At 24.0% G+C, this 21973-nt stretch carries 21 protein-coding genes and 1 tRNA gene; 8 read left to right on the top strand and 14 right to left on the bottom strand.

Going from position 1 to position 21973, the window contains the following annotated elements; all coding sequences use genetic code 4:
* Positions 1–62 precede the first annotated feature (62 nt).
* Positions 63–857, top strand: coding sequence for a pyrroline-5-carboxylate reductase (gene proC, locus EXC57_RS01335; protein ID WP_004025260.1), 795 nt, complete (start codon positions 63–65; stop codon positions 855–857).
* A gap of 19 nt (positions 858–876) precedes the next feature.
* On the opposite strand, the gene EXC57_RS01330 is transcribed toward proC, so the two are convergent.
* Together EXC57_RS01330 and EXC57_RS01325 are read right to left on the bottom strand one after the other, a co-directional pair.
* Positions 877–3033, bottom strand: a complete 2157-nt coding sequence (locus EXC57_RS01330; RefSeq protein ID WP_129692537.1) for a heavy metal translocating P-type ATPase — start codon at positions 3031–3033, stop codon at positions 877–879.
* 2 nt (positions 3034–3035) lie between these two features.
* Positions 3036–3248, bottom strand: coding sequence for a heavy-metal-associated domain-containing protein (locus EXC57_RS01325; RefSeq protein WP_004025258.1), 213 nt, complete (start codon positions 3246–3248; stop codon positions 3036–3038).
* A gap of 140 nt (positions 3249–3388) precedes the next feature.
* Here EXC57_RS01325 and ispG point away from each other — a divergent pair, with 140 nt between their 5' ends.
* On the top strand, positions 3389–4471 hold the full coding sequence (gene ispG / locus EXC57_RS01320; RefSeq protein WP_004025257.1) for a flavodoxin-dependent (E)-4-hydroxy-3-methylbut-2-enyl-diphosphate synthase: 1083 nt from the start codon (positions 3389–3391) through the stop codon (positions 4469–4471).
* A 2-nt stretch (positions 4472–4473) separates the two neighbouring features.
* The gene (gene ytpR / locus EXC57_RS01315) at positions 4474–5067 is read left to right on the top strand and encodes a YtpR family tRNA-binding protein (RefSeq protein WP_004025256.1); all 594 of its coding nucleotides are present in this window, start codon (positions 4474–4476) and stop codon (positions 5065–5067) included.
* 156 nt (positions 5068–5223) lie between these two features.
* On the opposite strand, the gene EXC57_RS01310 is transcribed toward ytpR, so the two are convergent.
* The 5 genes from EXC57_RS01310 to rpmB form a co-directional block, all read right to left on the bottom strand.
* Complete coding sequence (locus EXC57_RS01310; protein WP_004025255.1) at positions 5224–5550, bottom strand: thioredoxin family protein; 327 nt, start codon at positions 5548–5550, stop codon at positions 5224–5226.
* Between the two features lie 46 nt (positions 5551–5596).
* On the bottom strand, positions 5597–7333 hold the full coding sequence (locus tag EXC57_RS01305) for a hypothetical protein (RefSeq protein WP_004025254.1): 1737 nt from the start codon (positions 7331–7333) through the stop codon (positions 5597–5599).
* Between the two features lie 177 nt (positions 7334–7510).
* Positions 7511–8281 (bottom strand): DUF1600 domain-containing protein, encoded by a 771-nt coding sequence (locus tag EXC57_RS01300; RefSeq protein WP_004025377.1) that lies wholly within the window; start codon positions 8279–8281, stop codon positions 7511–7513.
* 5 nt (positions 8282–8286) lie between these two features.
* Complete coding sequence (locus EXC57_RS01295) at positions 8287–9084, bottom strand: DUF1600 domain-containing protein (RefSeq protein WP_004025376.1); 798 nt, start codon at positions 9082–9084, stop codon at positions 8287–8289.
* Between the two features lie 261 nt (positions 9085–9345).
* Positions 9346–9576, bottom strand: coding sequence for a 50S ribosomal protein L28 (gene rpmB, locus EXC57_RS01290; protein WP_004025374.1), 231 nt, complete (start codon positions 9574–9576; stop codon positions 9346–9348).
* Positions 9577–9860: 284 nt separating this feature from the next.
* Here rpmB and EXC57_RS01285 point away from each other — a divergent pair, with 284 nt between their 5' ends.
* Positions 9861–10835 carry an IS30 family transposase gene (locus tag EXC57_RS01285; protein ID WP_129692536.1) on the top strand — a complete coding sequence of 325 codons (975 nt, stop codon included), beginning with the start codon at positions 9861–9863 and terminating at the stop codon, positions 10833–10835.
* 145 nt (positions 10836–10980) lie between these two features.
* Positions 10981–11955, top strand: coding sequence for an IS30 family transposase (locus EXC57_RS01280; protein ID WP_129692495.1), 975 nt, complete (start codon positions 10981–10983; stop codon positions 11953–11955).
* A 186-nt stretch (positions 11956–12141) separates the two neighbouring features.
* Here the strand turns inward: EXC57_RS01280 and EXC57_RS01275 are convergent, their stop codons facing one another.
* A complete protein-coding gene (locus EXC57_RS01275; protein WP_004024903.1) occupies positions 12142–12777 on the bottom strand; it encodes a winged helix-turn-helix domain-containing protein in 636 nt (211 codons plus the stop codon).
* 4 nt (positions 12778–12781) lie between these two features.
* A complete protein-coding gene (locus EXC57_RS01270; RefSeq protein WP_004024904.1) occupies positions 12782–14143 on the bottom strand; it encodes an FAD-dependent oxidoreductase in 1362 nt (453 codons plus the stop codon).
* Positions 14144–14349: 206 nt separating this feature from the next.
* On the opposite strand from EXC57_RS01270, the gene EXC57_RS01265 reads away from it, so the two are divergent.
* A tRNA-Trp gene (locus EXC57_RS01265) sits at positions 14350–14424 on the top strand.
* An 838-nt stretch (positions 14425–15262) separates the two neighbouring features.
* Here EXC57_RS01265 and EXC57_RS05145 read toward each other — a convergent pair.
* From EXC57_RS05145 to EXC57_RS01255, 3 genes are all read right to left on the bottom strand, one after another.
* Positions 15263–15424: a hypothetical protein gene (locus EXC57_RS05145; protein ID WP_004024905.1), complete on the bottom strand. Its 162-nt coding sequence runs from the start codon at positions 15422–15424 to the stop codon at positions 15263–15265.
* A 520-nt stretch (positions 15425–15944) separates the two neighbouring features.
* Positions 15945–16616 (bottom strand): DUF16 domain-containing protein, encoded by a 672-nt coding sequence (locus tag EXC57_RS01260; RefSeq protein WP_050796838.1) that lies wholly within the window; start codon positions 16614–16616, stop codon positions 15945–15947.
* A 768-nt stretch (positions 16617–17384) separates the two neighbouring features.
* Complete coding sequence (locus EXC57_RS01255; RefSeq protein ID WP_004024907.1) at positions 17385–19061, bottom strand: ribonuclease J; 1677 nt, start codon at positions 19059–19061, stop codon at positions 17385–17387.
* 200 nt (positions 19062–19261) lie between these two features.
* On the opposite strand from EXC57_RS01255, the gene EXC57_RS01250 reads away from it, so the two are divergent.
* Together EXC57_RS01250 and rpsU are read left to right on the top strand one after the other, a co-directional pair.
* Positions 19262–20104, top strand: a complete 843-nt coding sequence (locus EXC57_RS01250) for a hypothetical protein (RefSeq protein ID WP_004024908.1) — start codon at positions 19262–19264, stop codon at positions 20102–20104.
* An 82-nt stretch (positions 20105–20186) separates the two neighbouring features.
* Positions 20187–20375 (top strand): 30S ribosomal protein S21, encoded by a 189-nt coding sequence (gene rpsU / locus EXC57_RS01245; protein WP_004024909.1) that lies wholly within the window; start codon positions 20187–20189, stop codon positions 20373–20375.
* A gap of 201 nt (positions 20376–20576) precedes the next feature.
* Here rpsU and EXC57_RS05140 read toward each other — a convergent pair whose 3' ends face one another.
* Together EXC57_RS05140 and EXC57_RS01240 are read right to left on the bottom strand one after the other, a co-directional pair.
* Positions 20577–20726, bottom strand: coding sequence for a hypothetical protein (locus tag EXC57_RS05140; protein ID WP_159402908.1), 150 nt, complete (start codon positions 20724–20726; stop codon positions 20577–20579).
* 69 nt (positions 20727–20795) lie between these two features.
* Entirely contained in the window at positions 20796–21770 is a 975-nt protein-coding gene (locus tag EXC57_RS01240; RefSeq protein ID WP_129692495.1) for an IS30 family transposase, read from the bottom strand.
* Between the last annotated feature and the right edge of the window lie 203 nt (positions 21771–21973).

Here is a 21973-nt window from a genome sequence, read left to right as displayed (position 1 = left end):
AAATTATCTTGTTAATTTCAATAAAATATAAATAATATAAATATTTAAATTATGGTGAAAATATGAAAATAAAAATTGGATTTATTGGAATGGGAAACATGGGAAGTTTGTTACTTAAACAAATGAAATTATTGGATAATAATTTAATTAAATTTTGTATCTTTGATAGAAATCAACACAAATTGGAACAAAACTGTTCAGGATATAATGTTATAGTTTGTAATAGCGAATTAGAATTAATACAAAAAAGTCATATTATTTTTTTATGTGTGAAACCGAATGAATATGATGATTTGCTAATTAAAATTAAAAATTTTAATCCTAATATAATTGTTGTTAACATTACAATTGGTTATCCATTAAAAAGAATGATTGAAATATTGGGAAATGAAAATAGTAAAGTTGTAAGAGTAATGCCTTCTACAACAATGGTAACTAAAAAATCTGTTATTGGATGAACATATAAAAACTTGACACCAAAGCAAATCAAACTTTTTAATTATTTGTTTAAGTATTGTGGAAATTTATATGAATTGTCTGAAAAAGAAATTGATATTGTATCAGTTATTTCAGGCAGTCTTCCAGCATTCATATTTAAGTTTATAGAATCAGCAAGCGATGGTTCTGTTTATTGTGGGTTAAATAGAGAAAAATCTTATCAAATCATTGCTAAAACTATGATTTCATCAGCACAATTGGTATTAGATAAAATTGCAAGCACCACTGAATTAAAAAACCAAGTTACAAGTCCTAATGGTTCTACAATTCATGGAATATTAGAACTTGAAAAAAATAATTTCTCATTTGCTATTATGAATTCAATTATAAAAACATATGAAAAAACACAAAAAAATTAAAAATAAGGAAACCTTATTTTTAATTTTTTACATAGCAATCAATGTTTTTGTTTTTTAAAGTTTTTTGTTCTTTTTTTGAAATATATCTTATTTTTTTAAGTTTGAAATATAAACTATTTAAAACAACAGTAACATCACTTGTTGCCATAATAAACACCCCAATAAAAGGTGGTATAAACCCAATAATAGATAATGGTAAAGTAACAATATTGTATGAGAATGCTCATATCAAATTGAAAATAATCATTCTTCTTGTTTCTTTTGTTATTTCTATTGCTTTTATAATATTTAAAATATCATGATTAATTATTGTGATATCAGATATAGATTGTGCAATTTTATTTTCTTTTGAGATTGCAATAGATAAATCAGATTGTTTCAAAGCTTCAAGATCATTAATACCATCACCAATATATGCAACAACTTTGTTTTTGCTTTGAATTTCTTTAATTATTGATGCTTTATCACTAGGTTTTGTATTTGCATAAAAATTTTTAATATTCAATTCTTTTGAAACAGTTTCTACAGCTTTATAGTTATCACCACTTATAATATATGTTTCAATTCCTTTAGAATGTAATAGATTTATAGCATCATAAGCGTTTTCACTAATTTGATCCGAAAAGACAATAATGTTAACAATTTTGTTATCCACACTTAAACAAACAATTGTTTTCAAAATATTATCATTAATGTCATTAAGTTCTTTTTCACTAAATGATTTTAAATCACTTGATAATTTGAAATTATTTTTAATAGCATAATCATATGAACTTAATAAATAAGTTTTATTTTGAAAATTTGCTTTAATACCAACACCAGCAATTTCATTAAGATTGCTTAATTTAATATCACTATCTTTTATGTTTATTTCATTATTTTTTACATATTCAACAAATGAAATTGCTAATGGATGAATTGATGTTTTTTCCATATAATATATCATGCTAATGTTGTTTTTATCACCATAGATATTTTCAACTAAAAATTTACCACTTGTTAATGTTCCAGTTTTGTCAAATGCAATTGCATCAATTTTTTTAATTTTTTCATATGTTTCACCTGTATTGATAATGATTCCATTTTTAGCAGCTTTTGAAGCACCAACAAGTGATGCCACTGGAACAGCTATCCCTAAAGCACAAGGACAAGCAATTGCTAAAGTACCAACCGAATAAAAGAAAGCTAAATAAACTTTAGTGTATGTTGCATTATCAGTAATATTAAATCAATTGTTAAAAACACCATTTATTTCATTAATGTTATCTACAAGTAAATGTAATAAGAATGCAAGAATTGCTAACAAAATAATAACAATTGTAAATCATTTTGATACTCTATCAGCTATCTTTTGATATTTAGGTTTTTTTGAAGCTATTGAATTAACATTTTTTACTATTTGGTTAACAATCATGTTTTTACCAACAGCTGTTGCTTTAATGATAATTGAAGAAGTTAAATTATTTGTTGAACCAATTACATATTCATTAACAGATTTTTTTATTGGTTTTGACTCTCCAGTTATCATTGATTCATCAATATCAGTGTCACCTTCAACAATTATTCCATCTATTGGAATATTTGATCCTTTTTTAACTAAAATATAATCGCCAATTTTTACATCTTTAACACTTGCAAGTTTTTCTTCTTTTGTTTTCATATCATAAAGATAACAATCTTGAACTTGAAGTTCACTAATTCTTTTTAAATCATTTGTAGTTTTCTTTCTTAAATGATTAGAAATATTTTCACCAACTTTAACAATAACTACTATCATTGCAGCAGTATGAGAAAAATCATATGTATGATTTGTTGCAGTATTATTTGCAAAACTAATAGTATTTGCAATTATTTGATAACAACTGTAAACATAAGCTACAACAGATGCTATTGTAATTAAAGTGTTCATTCCTATGGAATGTCATTTAAATACCTCATAATAAAAATATTTAAAAAAAGCATAACCACAAGTAAAGAAGGCAAAAGTACATAACAAAAATGAAAATCACTCAAATCAAAACGGCATTGGCTCATGCCCAAAAATAAAATACAAGTGAACAACCATTAATGGTAAAACCATTAAAAGAGATAAATATAAAAACGTATCAGAAATAAATTCTTTTTTAACATCTGATTCTAAAGTTCTAAATTTTTTTAATTTATTAAAATATGTCATTGTTAATCTACCACTTTAGGTGTAAAACCATTTTTTGAAATTACTTCTTTTATATTTTGAATATCAAATTTAGTTTCATCAAAATTTATTGTTACAACTCTATCTGCAAAATCGATTTCAACATCATCAAAACCATTTTTATTTAATGCCTTAATTAAATTTTCAGAACAGTTTGAACAGCTCATTTCTTTAATATAAAAACTAATACTAGTCATTAGACTACTCCCACTTAAAATGTACCTTATTATATATCAAAAAAAACGAATCTAAAAACAAGAATTTAAAACTAATTTTTTTTAAATATGTTTAAATTAGTTAGTATATTTAATATTGTAATAAAAAGAAAGTTTTAAATATGAATACTATAAGACAAAACACTAAAAAGGTATTTGTCAAAAATATTCAAATTGGTGGTAACAACAATGTTATCATACAGTCAATGACAAATACCAAAACCCATGATGTTGAAAAAACATTAGAACAAATCAACAGAATGGTAAAAGCTGGTTGTCAATTAGTAAGAGTTGCAGTCTTAGATGACACAGATGCACAAGCATTAAAAGAAATAGTAGAAAAATCTCCATGTCCAATTATTGCAGACATACATTTTAATCCATATCTTGCAATAAAAGCTTTACATGCGAATGTTGCAAAAATTAGATTAAACCCAGGAAATATAAAAGATGAAAATCAATTGAAAGAAATAATAAAATTAGCAAATGAAAAAAATGTACCCATAAGAGTTGGAGTTAATAGTGGTTCATTACCAGATGATCTAATGAAAAAATATGGTGTTACAGCTGAAGCTATGATACTTGCAGCAAAAAGATATGTTAATTTATTTGAGTCAAATGGTTTTAACAATATAGTTGTCTCTTTAAAGGCAACTAATGCATTATTAACAATTCAAGCATATAAACTTGCAGCAAAAGAATTTAAATATCCATTACATTTAGGAATAACAGAATCTGGTTCTATTTTTAATGGAACAATAAAATCTTGTGCGGGACTTGGAGTTTTATTATATGAAGGAATTGGTAATACAATTAGAATTTCTTTAACAGGAGATCCTGTTGAAGAGGTAAAAGTATGTAAGAAGTTGCTTAATTCATTTGGACTTTTCCAAAATATGGTTGATGTAATTTCTTGTCCCACTTGTGGTAGGTTACAGTTTGATTTAGAATCAGTTGTTAAAGAAATAGAAGAATACACAAAGAAAATGGATTTTCCTTTAAAAGTTGCCATCCTTGGTTGTGCAGTAAATGGTCCAGGAGAAGCTAAAGAAGCAGATATTGGAATTGCTGGCGGAAAGGGTACTGGAATTATTTTTGAAAATGGTAAGATAATTAAAAGTGTTAAAGAAGAATTATTGGTACCTGAACTAAAAAAAATAATAGATAAAAAACACAAAGAATTTATGGAAAACAAAAAGGGATAAATATGATTAATATTTTTTATAATAAAAAAAATTTAAAAGATACAATGGTAATTTCAATTAAAAATTTAAAACCAACAGAAATTGAAACAAATGACGATTATTCAATTTTAAGAAATAACAATGAAATAGTTGGTATCAATCTTTTTAATATATCAAAAAAAAATAAAATTAATGAAGGTTATTTAAAATTTGATGATGAAATTAAAAATCTAATTTTAAAAACAACAAAATTAGATTTATCAAAATATTATGAACCTCAATTTGTTGTTGGAAAAGTTATAGAATGTACACCAATTCAAAACACTCATTTACATCTGTGTAAAGTAGACACAAAAAAAGAGATTCTACAAATTGTTTGTGGCGCCAAAAATGTTAAACAAGATCTATTTGTAGTAGTTGCTAAAGAAAATACATGTATGCCAAGTGGTATGACAATTATCAAAAACAAACTACAAGGTCACGAATCTTGTGGAATGTTATGTAGCGAAAAAGAACTTCAAAATAATCCAAATATAGAATCAAAGGGAATTTTAATTATTGATGAAAGTAAAAATCCATGAGGTTCTGAATACACTAATCATTTTTCAAATATTTAAAATGTTAAATGAAAAATTTAAAAATAAATTATTTTAATAAATCACTTTTTATACAAAAAGTGGTTTTTATTTTTTTATACTAAACATGTTATGATTTTATTACTTTTTAATAACATAAAAAAAATAGATGTTGTATAAAACAACATCTATAAAAAATTAATAATATTTTTTAATCATAGCCTCAATATCTTCTTTTGGTCTAAAACCAACAAATCTATCTACTTCTTTACCATTTTTGTAAAAAATAACAGTTGGCACCATAGTAACTTCATTTTTAGCTGTTGAATCACTTGCTTCTTCATCATCAATATCAACATCTACAAATGTTACACTTCCATATGCATCTGAAAGCTCTTCTAATATTGGTGCAATCATTTTACATGGTCCACATCAAGTAGCACCATATTTAACTATAGTAAGTGTTCCTTGTTCAATTAAGTTATCAATATTTTTGTCATTTCCTTTGTGTAATTTTGAACTCATAAATTCTCCTTTGTAATTTGAATACTATATATTTTATTCCATTTTACTATTTTTTATTATTAGAATTTTCTATATCTTTATTTAATATATTTATTTTGCTAGTTAACAATTTGTGTTGGTAATCATAAGTTAATAAGAAATATGTAAAAGACATATAAACAAATGCAACTATTCCAACAATAAGCAACGGGAATGATCAAGCTTCCATTAAATAAAATTTTTGTGTTTCTTGGAAATTAATACCAAATTCTACAACAAATAAAATTGCTAGCAATTGTGCAATTACTAATAGTGTAACTTTTGGTTTTCTATCTGTTATTGATAATCCAAAAGCATTTAATAATTGTCCACTTCCATACAGAACACAATAGAAACATAAATAAAAATATGTAAATGATTTTGGAAAAATTAAAATATTATTTATAGCAACATTGCTAAAAGAAACAAATTTAGGTAAAAGAGTTTGGTCAATAATTTTCTTTATTTGTTCTTCTGATGCTTTATTAACTAAATCAATTAACCAATTTTTTTGTTCACTTGTAATAAGTTCTGAACTATTTATTATTTCAATAATTTTGCTCTTACCAATTCCATAAAGATCTGTTGCTATTGCATCGTTTGAATAAGAATGGTTTTGATTTTTTGTGTAAGCTAAACTTAAACCCATAGAAAGATAGTTACAAGCAACTATCAATAAAACAGTTAATACAATGGTTAAAACAAGAATAAAAATCATTACAAAATTTATGTTAATCTTTTCTTTGTTCTCATCGAAAAAAGATTTTTCTTTTAAAAAGAAATAATATAAAGAATCTGCTAAACCATTTAAAATAAATGGAATTAAATACATCATGTTATACCAGATAATTCTAGACATTTGATAATCAAGTGGAACCGAATTAACCAAAGCATTAGGAATTTGATAGCTTAACAATAAAAGGGCACATCCTTTAAAAATTTGAATACTAACAGTTATAGCAATTTGTCTTCAAGTATTTTTAATAATTAAAACTAAATACTTTCCATTAACTTGAAAATAATTAGTTTTGAAAGTATCTGTAAAGAAAAATAAATGAATAAAACAAGAAATAATACTAATTAAAGAACCAACACTTAAACCAATACCAATTCCATAACCTTCAAGATCTGTGAAAAAAACTAACATTGAAATTAAAAATATAGTACTAAAAAAAGCAATAAACAATTGAAGCAAGGCATGAACTTGATTCTTTTTATTATTAATAACCATTAATAAACTATATTGAACAACGACAAAAAATACATATGGTACTGATGCATAAGTGAAATGGAATGCATATGGTAATGAATCAATAGTATTAACATGAATATTTGCATATTTTGTATAGGTGAATGAACTTGTAAAATATAATATCGCTAATATAAAACCATAAATAAAACCTAAAACAATTATGTCATATATCAAATCTTTTTTAACTTCTTCTAAATTAAAATTAAGTCTTTTGGAATTAATATGCTGAAAATAATAAAAACTACTAAAAATAGAAAAGCTAAAACCCATTTGAGAAAAAGCTAATAAAAATGTTGTAACAAAACCAATTCCCATAGTAGCATAAGCACCATAATTTAATTTTGTAGCTAATAAACAAATCACTATAGGTAAACTAACATTCAAAAAAGAAAAAATAATAAAAATTCATGAATTTAAAAATATCTTTTTTAAAAGAACAAAACTCATTTTATTATTTACAAAAAAAGATTGACACTTAATATTAAGTTTTGAAAAATTGTTTCTGACTCGCATTATTTATCTCCACTCACAATTTTAGCAACTAAAAACAAAAAATCAAAATAATAATATATAATACAGTCCAATTTTTGATATTTAACAGAAATTAATGATAATAAAAGATTATTTTTATTTATTTCATAAATTTATATTAAAAAAATAACACTATTAACTAGTGTTATTTAGGATTTATTAATTTGATTTTAAACTTGTTTTGTTTATCCCCACTCAAGAATAATAAAAAGTTACATAACTTCCTGGAAAGAAAATAAAATACATAACACAAATATATGCTCAAGACATAGAATTCTGTGCTGTGTTTGTTGCGCCACCATAAACTGAATAACTATTACCATTATCAAGTTTATAAACAAAAGGAATAGTAGCTAAATAAATAGCATATATAGTAGGATAAATCATACCAGTTAATAACAATTTATGGAATTTTTTAGGTTGTTTATTTTTATTTTGGATCATAAATACATAACCAAAAATAATAAAGTATATTGGACATAAAACATGAAGTCAAAAGTTGCTAACAAAATCAATAGGTTTTTGAATATCATATCCATATCCACCAGCTATCCCAACCAAAACTACGTTATATCCTACAAAAGTAAAGAAAATATAAACCATTGTAGAAATTAAGAATTTATTATCTTTAAAAAAAGTATGATTAGGTCACAAAAAATACATAAAAGAAAAGATGAATAAAAGTCAATTACTTTGATTTGTAAATCTATCAAAAACACCAAAGAAAATACTTTCAGGTTTTCCCATATGAATATAGTTTACAAAATCTCTTATAGATCAAGCAAAACTTACCAAAAAAATAAACATACCAATGAAATTTATTCATTCATACAATTTAAAATTTTTAATTCTTAAAAAGATTTTAATAAACGGATTAGTGATAACATCTTTTTGTTCTTCAAAATTTTTATTAGATTGTAATTGTTCCATAGTGATTAACCCTTATAAGTTTTAAATTGAAAACTTGTTTTATTGATAAGTTTTCATGAATAATAAAATAATGCAAAACTTCCAGGAAAAAATAAGAAATACATTACCCCAATATATGCTCATGATTTAGGATTACCATTTGTTAATGTTGCACTTCCATAAATTGTATAAACATTTGTACCCATGGAATTTGTAACTGGTGCATTAGTAAAAAGAAATGGAATACTAACTAAATAAATTGCATATATAGTTGGGTAGATCATTCCAGTTAACAATAATTTTCAAAATGAAGTAGGTTGTTGATTTTTATTATCAATCATATAAATAAATCCAAACAAAATAAAATACAATGGACATATTATATGTAGTCAAGCATTTTTAGTTACTGCTAATGCATTACCAACATACCCCCTATCACCAGAAATACCAACTAAAACAACATTATATCCAATAAATGTAAAAAAGATATAGACCATTGTTGAGATGATAAACTTATTACCTTTAAATATCTGATGCTTTGGAAACATAAAATAAGCAAGACAAAATATTAAAAGAAGTCAATTACTTTGATAAGTGAATCTATCAAATATTCCAAAAAATACTTTTCAAGCACTTTTGCTTTGAACATATTCAATAAAACTATGTGATGTAAATGCTATTGTTGTTAGAAACATCAATATACCGACAAAACAAAATCATTCATGAACTTTTAAGTTTTTAAATTTATAAACAACTTTATCAATAAAATTTTGTTTTATAGTTTCTTCGCTTTGTTCAAAAGTATTCGAATAACTATTTTCCATTTTTATTCCTTTCATAATTTTTGTATATGATTAAAAATATCATATATGCCAATTAAAAATTCAAACAATGCATAAAAAACTTTTCTAATTTAAATCATTTAGAATTTTTTATAAAATGCATTAATATAAAAATGAAAAATTACCAAATTAAAAAAGTATAAATTTTTGTATAAAAAATGATTTTTATTATCTTGAATTGTTATTAAAGTTTTAAATAAAAAAAACATCAAGAAATAAATCAAGATGTTTTTAATTGATAAACTATTTAGAAGCATTTAATGCATGGTAGTTAATTCTTACCACTTTGTTGTGTTTCTTTAACATTTTTAATGTTCTAGCAGAAACTTTAACTTCAATAATCTCACCATTGTTACCTCAAATTTTAACTCTTTGAAGGTTTAGGTTTCATTTTCTTTTAGTTTGATTTAAGGCATGAGATCTTTTATTTCCAGTTAAAGGCCCTTTTTCAGTTAATTGGTCTCTTTTAGCCATATTTTAATTCCTCCTCTACAAATCTAAAGTTAATGCCATAAATATTTTGAAACATTACAAATATAATTATATTACATTTTGAAAAATATCACATATTAAAATTTGAGCAATATAAAGCATTATATTAAATTGATTTTAAAATCATATTGATATAAAAACACCAAGCTATACTTGGCGTTGCTCGATTGACATGTGAAGTGCAACACTCAAAAAAGAGTGTGCACTTCATTTGTTTTGTTTGTAAGTGTTCACTAATAAAAAGATAATGAATATTAGGAGTGCTTATGAAAACTTATAAACATTTAACAAAAGAAGAAAGATGCTTAATTTATTTTCTTTGAAATAAAGAAAAATATTCTATGAATAAGATTGCAAAAATCTTAAATAAAAACAAATCAACAATATCAAGAGAATTAAAAAGAAACACATCTTCAACAGGGATTTATTATTCATCAACTGCTCACAAAAAATACATTAGAAGAAAATCAAATTGTCATATGTTTTTTATGTTGAAGTACAAAAACTTCACAGATCTTTTTATTCAAAAATTTAATCCTAAATCTCATGGTGTAGAAGCTACAATTTTTTGAATAAAAGAAAACTATCCGTTAGTTAAAGTTCCAAATGCTAGGCAAGTATTTAGATGAATCAATAGCAAGATTTGAAAGATACAAAGAAGAGATTGTTTAAGAAGAAAATATGTTAAAGGAAAAAGAAGAAAAATAGGTATATTTTCTAAAATTGATGGAAAATACTGCATTCCTTATAGTCTAAGACCAGAAAAGATAAACAATAGAAAAGAATTTGGACATTGAGAAGCTGATCTAATAGTTAGTAAAAGGCAAAGTGGTTATTACCACTTATTGACATTAGTGGAAAGAAAAACAAGGTTGGCAATTATTAGAAAAATAAAAGGGAAGAACGCTAGATCAATGATGGCTAAAATGTATACCATTATTCGAGATGAAAAACTCCCAATAAAAAGCATCACTGTTGATAATGGGTTAGAGTTTCAAATGATGGGAATAACTGCAAAACAATTCAACTTTAAAGTTTATTATTGCCAACCTTATTCTTCATTCCAAAGAGGGTCCAACGAGAACATAAATGGGATAGTTAGAAGATGATATAAAAAAGGAACTGACTTCAGTTTAGTAAGTGAAGATAAAATAAAAACTCTTGAATGAAAAGTAAACAACATCCCAAGAAAAATGTTTGGTTATAAAACAGCTTACCAAATGTATCAAGAAAATATTTAAAACAAAAAAACTCTCAACTTATATTTCAAAGTCGAGAGTTGCTCGATTGACATGTGAAGTGCAACACTCAAAAAAGAGTGTGCACTTCATTTGTTTTGTTTGTAAGTGTTCACTAATAAAAAGATAATGAATATTAGGAGTGCTTATGAAAACTTATAAACATTTAACAAAAGAAGAAAGATGCTTAATTTATTTTCTTTGAAATAAAGAAAAATATTCTATGAATAAGATTGCAAAAATCTTAAATAAAAACAAATCAACAATATCAAGAGAATTAAAAAGAAACACATCTTCAACAGGGATTTATTATTCATCAACTGCTCACAAAAAATACATTAGAAGAAAATCAAATTGTCATATGTTTTTTATGTTGAAGTACAAAAACTTCACAGATCTTTTTATTCAAAAATTTAATCCTAAATCTCATGGTGTAGAAGCTACAATTTTTTGAATAAAAGAAAACTATCCGTTAGTTAAAGTTCCAAGTGCTAGGCAAGTATTTAGATGAATCAATAGCAAGATTTGAAAGATACAAAGAAGAGATTGTTTAAGAAGAAAATATGTTAAAGGAAAAAGAAGAAAAATAGGTATATTTTCTAAAATTGATGGAAAATACTGCATTCCTTATAGTCTAAGACCAGAAAAGATAAACAATAGAAAAGAATTTGGACATTGAGAAGCTGATCTAATAGTTAGTAAAAGGCAAAGTGGTTATTACCACTTATTGACATTAGTGGAAAGAAAAACAAGGTTGGCAATTATTAGAAAAATAAAAGGGAAGAACGCTAGATCAATGATGGCTAAAATGTATACCATTATTCGAGATGAAAAACTCCCAATAAAAAGCATCACTGTTGATAATGGGTTAGAGTTTCAAATGATGGGAATAACTGCAAAACAATTCAACTTTAAAGTTTATTATTGCCAACCTTATTCTTCATTCCAAAGAGGGTCCAACGAGAACATAAATGGGATAGTTAGAAGATGATATAAAAAAGGAACTGACTTCAGTTTAGTAAGTGAAGATAAAATAAAAACTCTTGAATGAAAAGTAAACAACATCCCAAGAAAAATGTTTGGTTATAAAACAGCTTACCAAATGTATCAAGAAAATATTTAAAACAAAAAAACTCTCAACTTATATTTCAAAGTCGAGAGTTTAATGTAACATTGAAGTGTTGCACTTCACATGTCAGTTAGGGAACTCTCAACTTATATTTCAAAGTCGAGAGTTTAATGTAACATTGAAGTGTTGCACTTCACATGTCAGTTAGGGAACACCAAGCTATACTTGGCGTTTTTAAACTTAAATTAAATCAACAGTTTTAGTGGTTAATTTTTTTATATCCTCATATCAAGTAGCTGATCTAAAAATTATTTTGCTTTCTTGATCAAAGTTTGTTTTAACCAAAAGAATTCTTCCTTCTTTATCTAACTCTACATGTTCTTCAAATAATGTAAAATCTAAATTTGCTTGAATTAAATTATCACAAACATTTTCTTCTATTGAATATTTTTTAGACATTTCAATATAAACATATTTAGCAATATCTCAAGTAACAACACCAATTATTTTATTATCTTTAAAGTATGTTGTTTCCAAAGTAATAAAATCATTGGTTGTAGAAATTGCTTTAGTTTTTTGTGAATCTGATTTCTCTTGAACAAACTTTGGAGGCATTAATATTTTTAAAGCTTCTTCTGAAACTATATATCCAGAGCCTCTTATAGCATCAAGAACTGATGCATTGTTTAATACAAGTAATGCACTTCTTGATGTTAATCTGGAGCACTTAAATTTTTCAGCTAAATTATTCTCACTAGGAATTTTCTTGTTAAGTGGATAATCACCAGTTAAAATTTTTAAAATTAAGTAATTTGTAATGTATCTTTTAACTGAATTTACACTATTGATTTTTACTTTACTATTTTCTTGTTTCATTAAATTATTTAATATATTTCATTCCTAATGCTTTTAATATTGCTGATAAAACAAAGTTGAATGGTTTGTTTAAATGAGGCAAGAAATAAACATCAGTGAATGCAACATCTAATAAACTTAGACCTTTTTGAATAGCTAAAGATAAAGAGAAAATTCATTCTGAGTGGTTAGAATCACCAAATGATAAAATTTGTGCACCAACAATTCTCATAGTATCTTCTTCATAAACAATTTTAACTGCAACTTTTTGAACTGTGTTCATTCATTCAGGTCTATCGTTATCTTCATAGTAACAAGATTTAACTTTTAAACCGAATTTTAAAGCAGCTTCTTCGCTAACCCCAGTACTTGCAAATTTATGATTAAATACACATAGAGCATTTGTACCAACAATTGAATCTAATTGAACAATTTCAGCACCATTAATTTGAGATGCAGCAACAATACCTGTTTTAACAGCATTTGTAGCTAATGCTATGTTTCTATGAGTTTTAGTTGCAGCATCATAAATAGCTACACAATCACCAATAGCATAAATGTTTGGATCGCTTGTTTGAGCTTTAGAGTTAATAATTAAAGCACCATTTTTTGTTTTTTCTAAATCTGGTAATAATGCATGATTTGGAGCAAACCCAACACATTGAATAACTAAATCAGATTGTAATTCTAATCCATTTTTAGTTTTTAATCCTGTAACTTTTCCATTACTTCCAATATATTCTGTAACTGCTTCATTTAAGTAAACATTAACACCTTCTTTTTTCATTTCTGCTTCTAAAATGTCAGTGAATTCTTTATCAAAGTAATTAGCTAATACTCTTCCTTGGAAATCAATAAGGTTAACTTTTTTACCTTTTTGATGATAAGCTTCAACTAATTCTATTCCAATATAACCAGCACCTACTACTGTTACAGATTTTATATTTGGATCATTAGCTCTTTCAATTAATTTAAGAGCGTGTTGATAAATTTTACAAATTTCAACATTTTCCAATTCTTGTCCTTTAATTTTCATATCAATAGGTCAAGAACCTGCAGCATAAATTAAATTGTCATATTTTCAAGCAGTTATTTTTCCAGTGCTTAATTCTTTTACAAATACAGCTTTTTCTTTTCTGTCAATTTTAACTACATCGTGTTCCATGTAAATTTTTGCACCCATACTTTTTAATTGTTCAGGGCTTGAATAAAATAAGTCATTAGTGTTTTTAACTACACCTCCAACTGTTAAAGCAATTCCACATCCTAAAAATGAAATATTGCTATTTCTATCAAAGGCAACCACATCTGCCTTTGGGTTTTGTGATAATAAAGTTCTAATTGCTGATGTTCCAGCGTGGTTGATACCAACTACTATAGTTCTCATATATTCTCCTTAAAATCTATTGATAAATTTATTATCCTTTTAAATTATATTCTTTTATTTTTAGGATAAAGTAAAAATATAATTTTTTTTAAAATGAGAAAATAGTTGATATTATTAAATGAGATATTTATTAATAGTTTTGGATTAATAAATATTGTAACTATCTAAATATTTAATGTAGAATAATACATGTATGTAAATACTTTAGGGGTATAGTTCAATGGTAGAACGGCGGACTTCAAATCCGCGTGTTGTGGGTTCGAGTCCTGCTACCCCTGCCATTATAATGACAAATATAAGCACCTAATTTCAAGTTAGGTGCTTTTTTAATCAATAAATGGAGTGAATCATTAAAAAGATACACTCTATTTTTTATTTATAAAATCTTTATTTTTAGTATTTAGTTTTTTTATTTTTAGTTAATTTAAATTTGTTATTTCTTTTTTTCAAAACACTTTCATTAGCATTTTTTATTTATGCTCTTTTTTGATATAGGTTTTAATTTTCTTTCTTTGTTTACAAATAATTTGTCATAATTTTCTTATTTGAAATAATTAATGCATTTATAAAAAAATTTTTTTATATTAACAAGATTATTTAAACATTTTAATTTATTAACATAATTGTTTGTTATCTAGTTATTTTTCATTTTTTAAAATTCATACATTGATATAGCAAAAATCACTGTTAATTTATTACAAAGTTGTTCTAAAAATCTTTTTATTTTATAAAGATCATTTAAAATTCTATAACTTTTCTGATAAATATATTTTTTTTAAAAGATGGTAAATATTTAAAAATATATTTAAAGTAAGAATCTATAAATTCATTGTCATTTTTCATAGAAAATCTATTTAATTAAAACCATTTGTTTTTATTGCTTCAACTTATTTTAATTTCATAACAATCACTGAAAACTCTAACATTCACTAAACTATCAATATTCAAATGAAAAACAAAATAATAAACCACAATTATATAAATGCTAAAAAAGTTAAATATATTAGCTCTATCACAGATATATAAAATTAAAAATAGCCCAAAAAATATCTTAAATTATATGATACTTGTGCAACATAATATAGTAATTAATATAAACATTTTTAATCATTTAATTTACTAATCTATTACTTTTGTTTCTGATCTAATAATTCAAAATATAATGATATTTTCTACTGTTTTTTGAAATAATTCTTTAATGATGTTACTTAAATTATCAATTTCAAATTTATTGATAACAATTGTCTTAGCATATTCTGGGTTACTTAATAACAATATCATTAACATTATTACCATTAGCATAATAAGTTAATTTAATATTTAAACTATTCATAACATTATAAATATTATAGATACTAATCTTTTCTTTAATTAAAACATAGTAATCTATAAATATTATCTAAACATAAATTTTGATCTAATAAGCCATAATTTTAATTATTATAAATGATTAAACTTTTTATTTGCTTTGTACTTTTACGCTTACAGTAAATATCAAGATTATAAAACTTGTATTTAATAAAAAATACATAATTTTTAATATTTTTAAACTTAATATTTTTCATTAAAAAATTATAGTTTTTTTCAAGATAAACTTATATATTATTCAAGTTCTAAAATATATATAGATGCATTTTAATCAAGCTTTATTTATTATTGCAAGTTCAAAAGTTTTATTACTTTATAAATTGAATTATAAAGACAAAAAACAGAAAATTTTTAAAAAGTAAAAAACCAAATATTTAAAAATTAAGTTAAAGATAAAACTTTAAATTCTAATTATTTAACATAGTTAAAAATTTTATTGGCATAGTTTATCAAGTTTAATTTCAATGTTTGAAATCCTTTTATCAATTATTTCAAAACGTTTATCCATTGCTTCAAAACGTTTATCCATTGCTTCAAAACGTTTATCAATTTCTTCAAAACGCTTATCAATTGCTTCAAAACGTTTATCAATTTCTTCAAAACGTTTATCCATTACTTCAAAACGCTTATCAATTTCTTCAAAACGTTTATCAATTTCTTTAAATCGCTTGTCTAATTTTAAATTAATGTTTCTCATTTCTTTATCTAATCTATTATTTATATTTTTCATCTCTTTATCTATTCTGTCATTTATCATTTTCATTTCTTTGTCTATTCTGAGATTAACATTAGATATTTCTTCTGAGAGTTTATCAACTTTTGATGACAATTGATTTATCTGTTTTGTGTTTTGATATAAAAGTTGTTCTATTTTATCTAGTCTATTATTTGTATTTTCTTTAAATTCCAGCATTTCTTTTTTGAAAGGATCAAATTCTGTTTTTAGTACATATTTCTCCACAGTTTTTATACCATCCTTTCCGTGCATATCTATGGAATAGTTGTAACGTCATATATTGTGTTCATCCAACCATTCTGTTTTTAAAATTTCAACTAGTTGTTTATTTTTAGAATTGAAATCATTCATGAATTCATTTCTTTTCATTTTAATTCTTTGACGTTTTATTTTTAGTACCTCCTTAGAATGTTGGAGGGTCTCATTATTATTTTCCAATATTTATCAATATATTGCAATTATTATAAACCTTCCATTAACTAAATATCTTTTAAAAGGAGAAACTTTCAAAAAAGTTGAATTTTTTTTAATTTTTGTAATATTTTTTTAATTAATAAATCATTAAAAAGCAATGATAAATCATTTTCAAAACAATTTTTTTAATTCTTTTATTTCATATTTGCAAAATTATTTTTAAAAAGATTTTATAGTATTATAAGTTTTTTAGAAAAACTCATTTCTAGTTTATTCTTTAAATCACATGATAACAATTAATCAATAAAACAATTTATCAAAAATGAGATAGTAATTAATTTAATATTTATAGTTTTAATTTCAAGAGATTTTGTCTGCAAACAATTAAATAATCATCAAGTTATTTCAAATATAAAATGAATTTGATGTTTACTTAAAATATTATTTTTTAAATATATAAAAATTTATATAAATAAGGTTTATATCTATTAACATAATGAATGATAATTTTATTTTATTTATTAGATAGATTAAATTCATGGATAAAAAATAAAAAACAATAAATTTTTAAATATATAGGCTCTTATTAAATATATAAATAATAATAAAATAAAAAATCCTAACTTATATTTCAAAGTTAAGATTTTTTATCTAAGCAATATACTTTACATATTAGTTAAAAATTAATCAATATTAAGCAAAAATCTTTTTTCATTTCACACATTAAATAATTGTTGGAATAACAATTGGTGTTTTACCAAAATATTTTTCTATTTGCTTGCTTGCGTATTTTTTTATTAATGACTTAAATTCTTTTGAGTCATATTTTTTTATTTCTTTATATGTTTTATTTGCAAAGTCTAATATTTCTAAATTTAAAGCTTTAAATCAATCAAGATTTTTTTGATCATCTGGAACTACACCAAAGTGTTTAATATCATGATTGTTTGGGTCAAAACACTTGTTTGTTGAATCATGTTGTAAAACAATAAATACTATACCATTTTCAGACATAACATCTCTTTCTTGAAGAATGTTATCTCCTTCATCCAATATACCTTGAGCTCCAACATAGATTTCTTTAGCGTCAATTCTTCTATTTTCTTTATCTTTTTTAATTCCATTAACCAAACTAAAGATTTCACCATTGTATAACATTTCAACATTATTAGGATTAAACCCTGCCTCTTTAATGCAATTAGTATATTTAATTACTTCAGAATAAAGTCCAAGGGTTGGAATAACATATTTAGGTTGTAGTTCACTAATTAAGAATTTATGATCTTCAGCTGATGCTTCCATTTTTAAAATTGTTTTAGGTAAAGATACAATATCCAAATCAAGTTTTGAATATCTATCCATAATATCAGCTTCGATCTTTTCAAAACCTGCTGAAGTTTTAAATCCTAGTACTACAAGATCTGATTTTTTAAGTTTTAATATATCATCTTCATTATTAGATATAGAGATTAGTTTATTAAACAATCTATCTGGTGTTGATGATAATAATACAATTCCTCTTTTCATTTCATTAATTTTATGAATTGGCATTATTGGCAAATTACGATTATCAAAATAACCTTCCCTTGAAATACCATTAAAAACATTCATAAAAATTGGATTGTAAATAACAAAAGGAATTTGTTTTTCTTTAGCTATTTGAGCTAAAGTTAAAAAAGTGTGAATATCAGTATCATAACATGAAACTATCACTCTATTTTCTGTTGAATTGTTTAATAAGTTTGTATAAAAATTTTTAGTTTTATGATTTGGAGATGTAAATCCACTATTTTTAGCAACATTACCAACATTATTAATTAATAATAGATTTTTACCTCTTGTTATCATATTTATTTTTGTGATGTCACTTATAAAGGCATTATTTCTATCAGCATTTATTATAAATTCATCAATGTAAATGATATTTCCATCTTGAGTTCCAATAATAAAACCATAAGTATCTGGCAAACAACTAACTACCCTAAAAGGAGTAATTTTTACATTACCCATATCAACAGTTTTTAAAGGATCTAAAACCTTTATATTTAAATCTGTAAAGTTTGCAAATTTATGCATACTTTTTTTATTTAAATATGAATTAATAATTAGTTCACCAATTTTTGATGTGTATATTGGTATATTTTTAATCTTGTCATAAACATATTGAATAGCTCCCATATTTCTATGACTAGCATTACCTATAAAAATACCTTTTATTAATCTAGAATTTTTTTCTATTCAATCAACATATGGAATTACTTTCTTAATTCCAAGTTTAGTATAAACGGGAATAGTAATACCTAAATTAAAAATATAGTAGTTATCATTCACCTCTAAAACATAACAGGCTTTTTCTTGTTCATCTAAACCACCTAAAGAAAAAAAGTTAATTTTACTCATATTAAATTCTCCATAAAAAATAAAATATCAAAATGCACCCTAAAAAGCAACGCAATATCAAAATGATTGTCACATTAAACTTTAAAAATATAAATAAAAGTCATTTAGTAGGGTTAAGTATTATTGTTTATATTGTAATATATTAAGTGAAATATTATAAAAGAATATTCTTTCTAATTTTTTTATTTGGGGGTAAATTTATGCCAGAGATTAAAAATAAAATTGAAGATAGTAATTTAGATAGTGATGATATAAATAGCGACCTAGATGAAGAAATTAAAAATAAGATTATTATTAATAAAAAAGATAAAGATAATATAAATGTTTTTTATGATTTTTACAATTTTATAAATAAATTATTTAATTTTATAAATGAAAGAATCTTTGAAAATTGCTTAGGTGATGTTGCATTAACATTTGTAGATTATGGTGCAACAAAAAGAGACAACACAGTTACTTTAGGAAGATTTAATTCCAAGGGATGAAAGTATGAAGATAAAATTATTCCATCAATAATGATAACAAATGAATGATTATTATCTGAAACAAGAAATTATTATGATTTAATTGTTACTATGATTCATGAAATGGTTCACTTTGAATGTAATCTTAAATCATTAAAAGATATTAAAAACACCAATTATCATACACACATATTTAAAAATGTTGGAACAATAAGAGGTTTAATTTTCAATGACACACCAGACAATAAATATGGTTTTACTTTTTCTAAATTAAGTGATGAAACAAAAAAACTTATTGATGAGTTTATAAATGAAAATAATTTTACTTTTATTACACCCTTTCACAAAAACATTAATACAAAAGATAATGCAAAAAAATCATTAAAAAAGTATTTTAAATTCACTTGCCCAAATTGTAATACAAATATTCAATCTGAATTAAAAGTTAGAACTATATGCGGTAAATGTAATGAAGAATTTCTTTTTAATGATAGAAGATATTTAGAAAGCAAACTTGATAGTTTAGAACAAGCAAAAGAATTATTAGATTTTATTGAAAGTGAGCTTCAAGAATTTTAAAAAATACTAAAATATAAAAATACTAAAATCTTTGTATTTGTGATAGAATTTATTTAATTGATTCAGAAAAGGGTGATTAAGCGTGCCAAAAGTTGAAGTAAAAAATGGCGATTTAGAGTTGGCTTTAAAAAGTTTTAAAAGAATTACTTCTGAAACTGAAAAGAGCAGAAAAAGACACGAATTCTATTTAAGACCTGGTCTAAGACTTAAAGAAAAACAAAAAGCTGCTGCTAAAAAAAGAAATAAATACAATAAACGTAACAACAAATAAGCATCAGCTAATTTATTAAACCCACAATCATAGTATTAGATTGTGGGTTTTTATTATTTTCAATAAGAGTTTGAATTATAACTTAAAAGATATAATAAAAAATTTTGGGTGTTTAGTTTTCACCCAAAATCAAAATTTGTTTCTCTTAATAATTTATTTAAACTTATGTGTTATGAAATATTGATTAATTATAACTATAAATTACTCATGTTTATTTAATAGTTCCAAGAATATTTCATAGCAAATTATATTGAATATTTGATCATACATCATTTTGTAATTTGCTACATCATATAAATGATTTTCAAAATTACTAAAATTACCAATAATTATTTTATCCCTAACTGACATGTGAAGTGCAACACTTCAATGTTACATTAAACTCTCGACTTTGAAATATAAGTTGAGAGTTTTTTTGTTTTAAATATTTTCTTGATACATTTGGTAAGCTGTTTTATAACCAAACATTTTTCTTGGGATGTTGTTTACTTTTCATTCAAGAGTTTTTATTTTATCTTCACTTACTAAACTGAAGTCAGTTCCTTTTTTATATCATCTTCTAACTATCCCATTTATGTTCTCGTTGGACCCTCTTTGGAATGAAGAATAAGGTTGGCAATAATAAACTTTAAAGTTGAATTGTTTTGCAGTTATTCCCATCATTTGAAACTCTAACCCATTATCAACAGTGATGCTTTTTATTGGGAGTTTTTCATCTCGAATAATGGTATACATTTTAGCCATCATTGATCTAGCGTTCTTCCCTTTTATTTTTCTAATAATTGCCAACCTTGTTTTTCTTTCCACTAATGTCAATAAGTGGTAATAACCACTTTGCCTTTTACTAACTATTAGATCAGCTTCTCAATGTCCAAATTCTTTTCTATTGTTTATCTTTTCTGGTCTTAGACTATAAGGAATGCAGTATTTTCCATCAATTTTAGAAAATATACCTATTTTTCTTCTTTTTCCTTTAACATATTTTCTTCTTAAACAATCTCTTCTTTGTATCTTTCAAATCTTGCTATTGATTCATCTAAATACTTGCCTAGCACTTGGAACTTTAACTAACGGATAGTTTTCTTTTATTCAAAAAATTGTAGCTTCTACACCATGAGATTTAGGATTAAATTTTTGAATAAAAAGATCTGTGAAGTTTTTGTACTTCAACATAAAAAACATATGACAATTTGATTTTCTTCTAATGTATTTTTTGTGAGCAGTTGATGAATAATAAATCCCTGTTGAAGATGTGTTTCTTTTTAATTCTCTTGATATTGTTGATTTGTTTTTATTTAAGATTTTTGCAATCTTATTCATAGAATATTTTTCTTTATTTCAAAGAAAATAAATTAAGCATCTTTCTTCTTTTGTTAAATGTTTATAAGTTTTCATAAGCACTCCTAATATTCATTATCTTTTTATTAGTGAACACTTACAAACAAAACAAATGAAGTGCACACTCTTTTTTGAGTGTTGCACTTCACATGTCAATCGAGCATAAAAAATTTTGGGTGTTTAGTTTTCACCCAAAATCAAAATTTGTTTCTCTTAATAATTTATTTAAACTTATGTGTTATGAAATATTGATTAATTAT

Source organism: Malacoplasma iowae, assembly GCF_900660615.1.
Classification (GTDB): domain Bacteria; phylum Bacillota_I; class Bacilli_A; order Mycoplasmatales; family Mycoplasmoidaceae; genus Malacoplasma; species Malacoplasma iowae.
The sequence above is the reverse complement of the archived record's forward strand: the minus strand, read 5'-3'. Positions and strand labels throughout refer to the sequence as shown.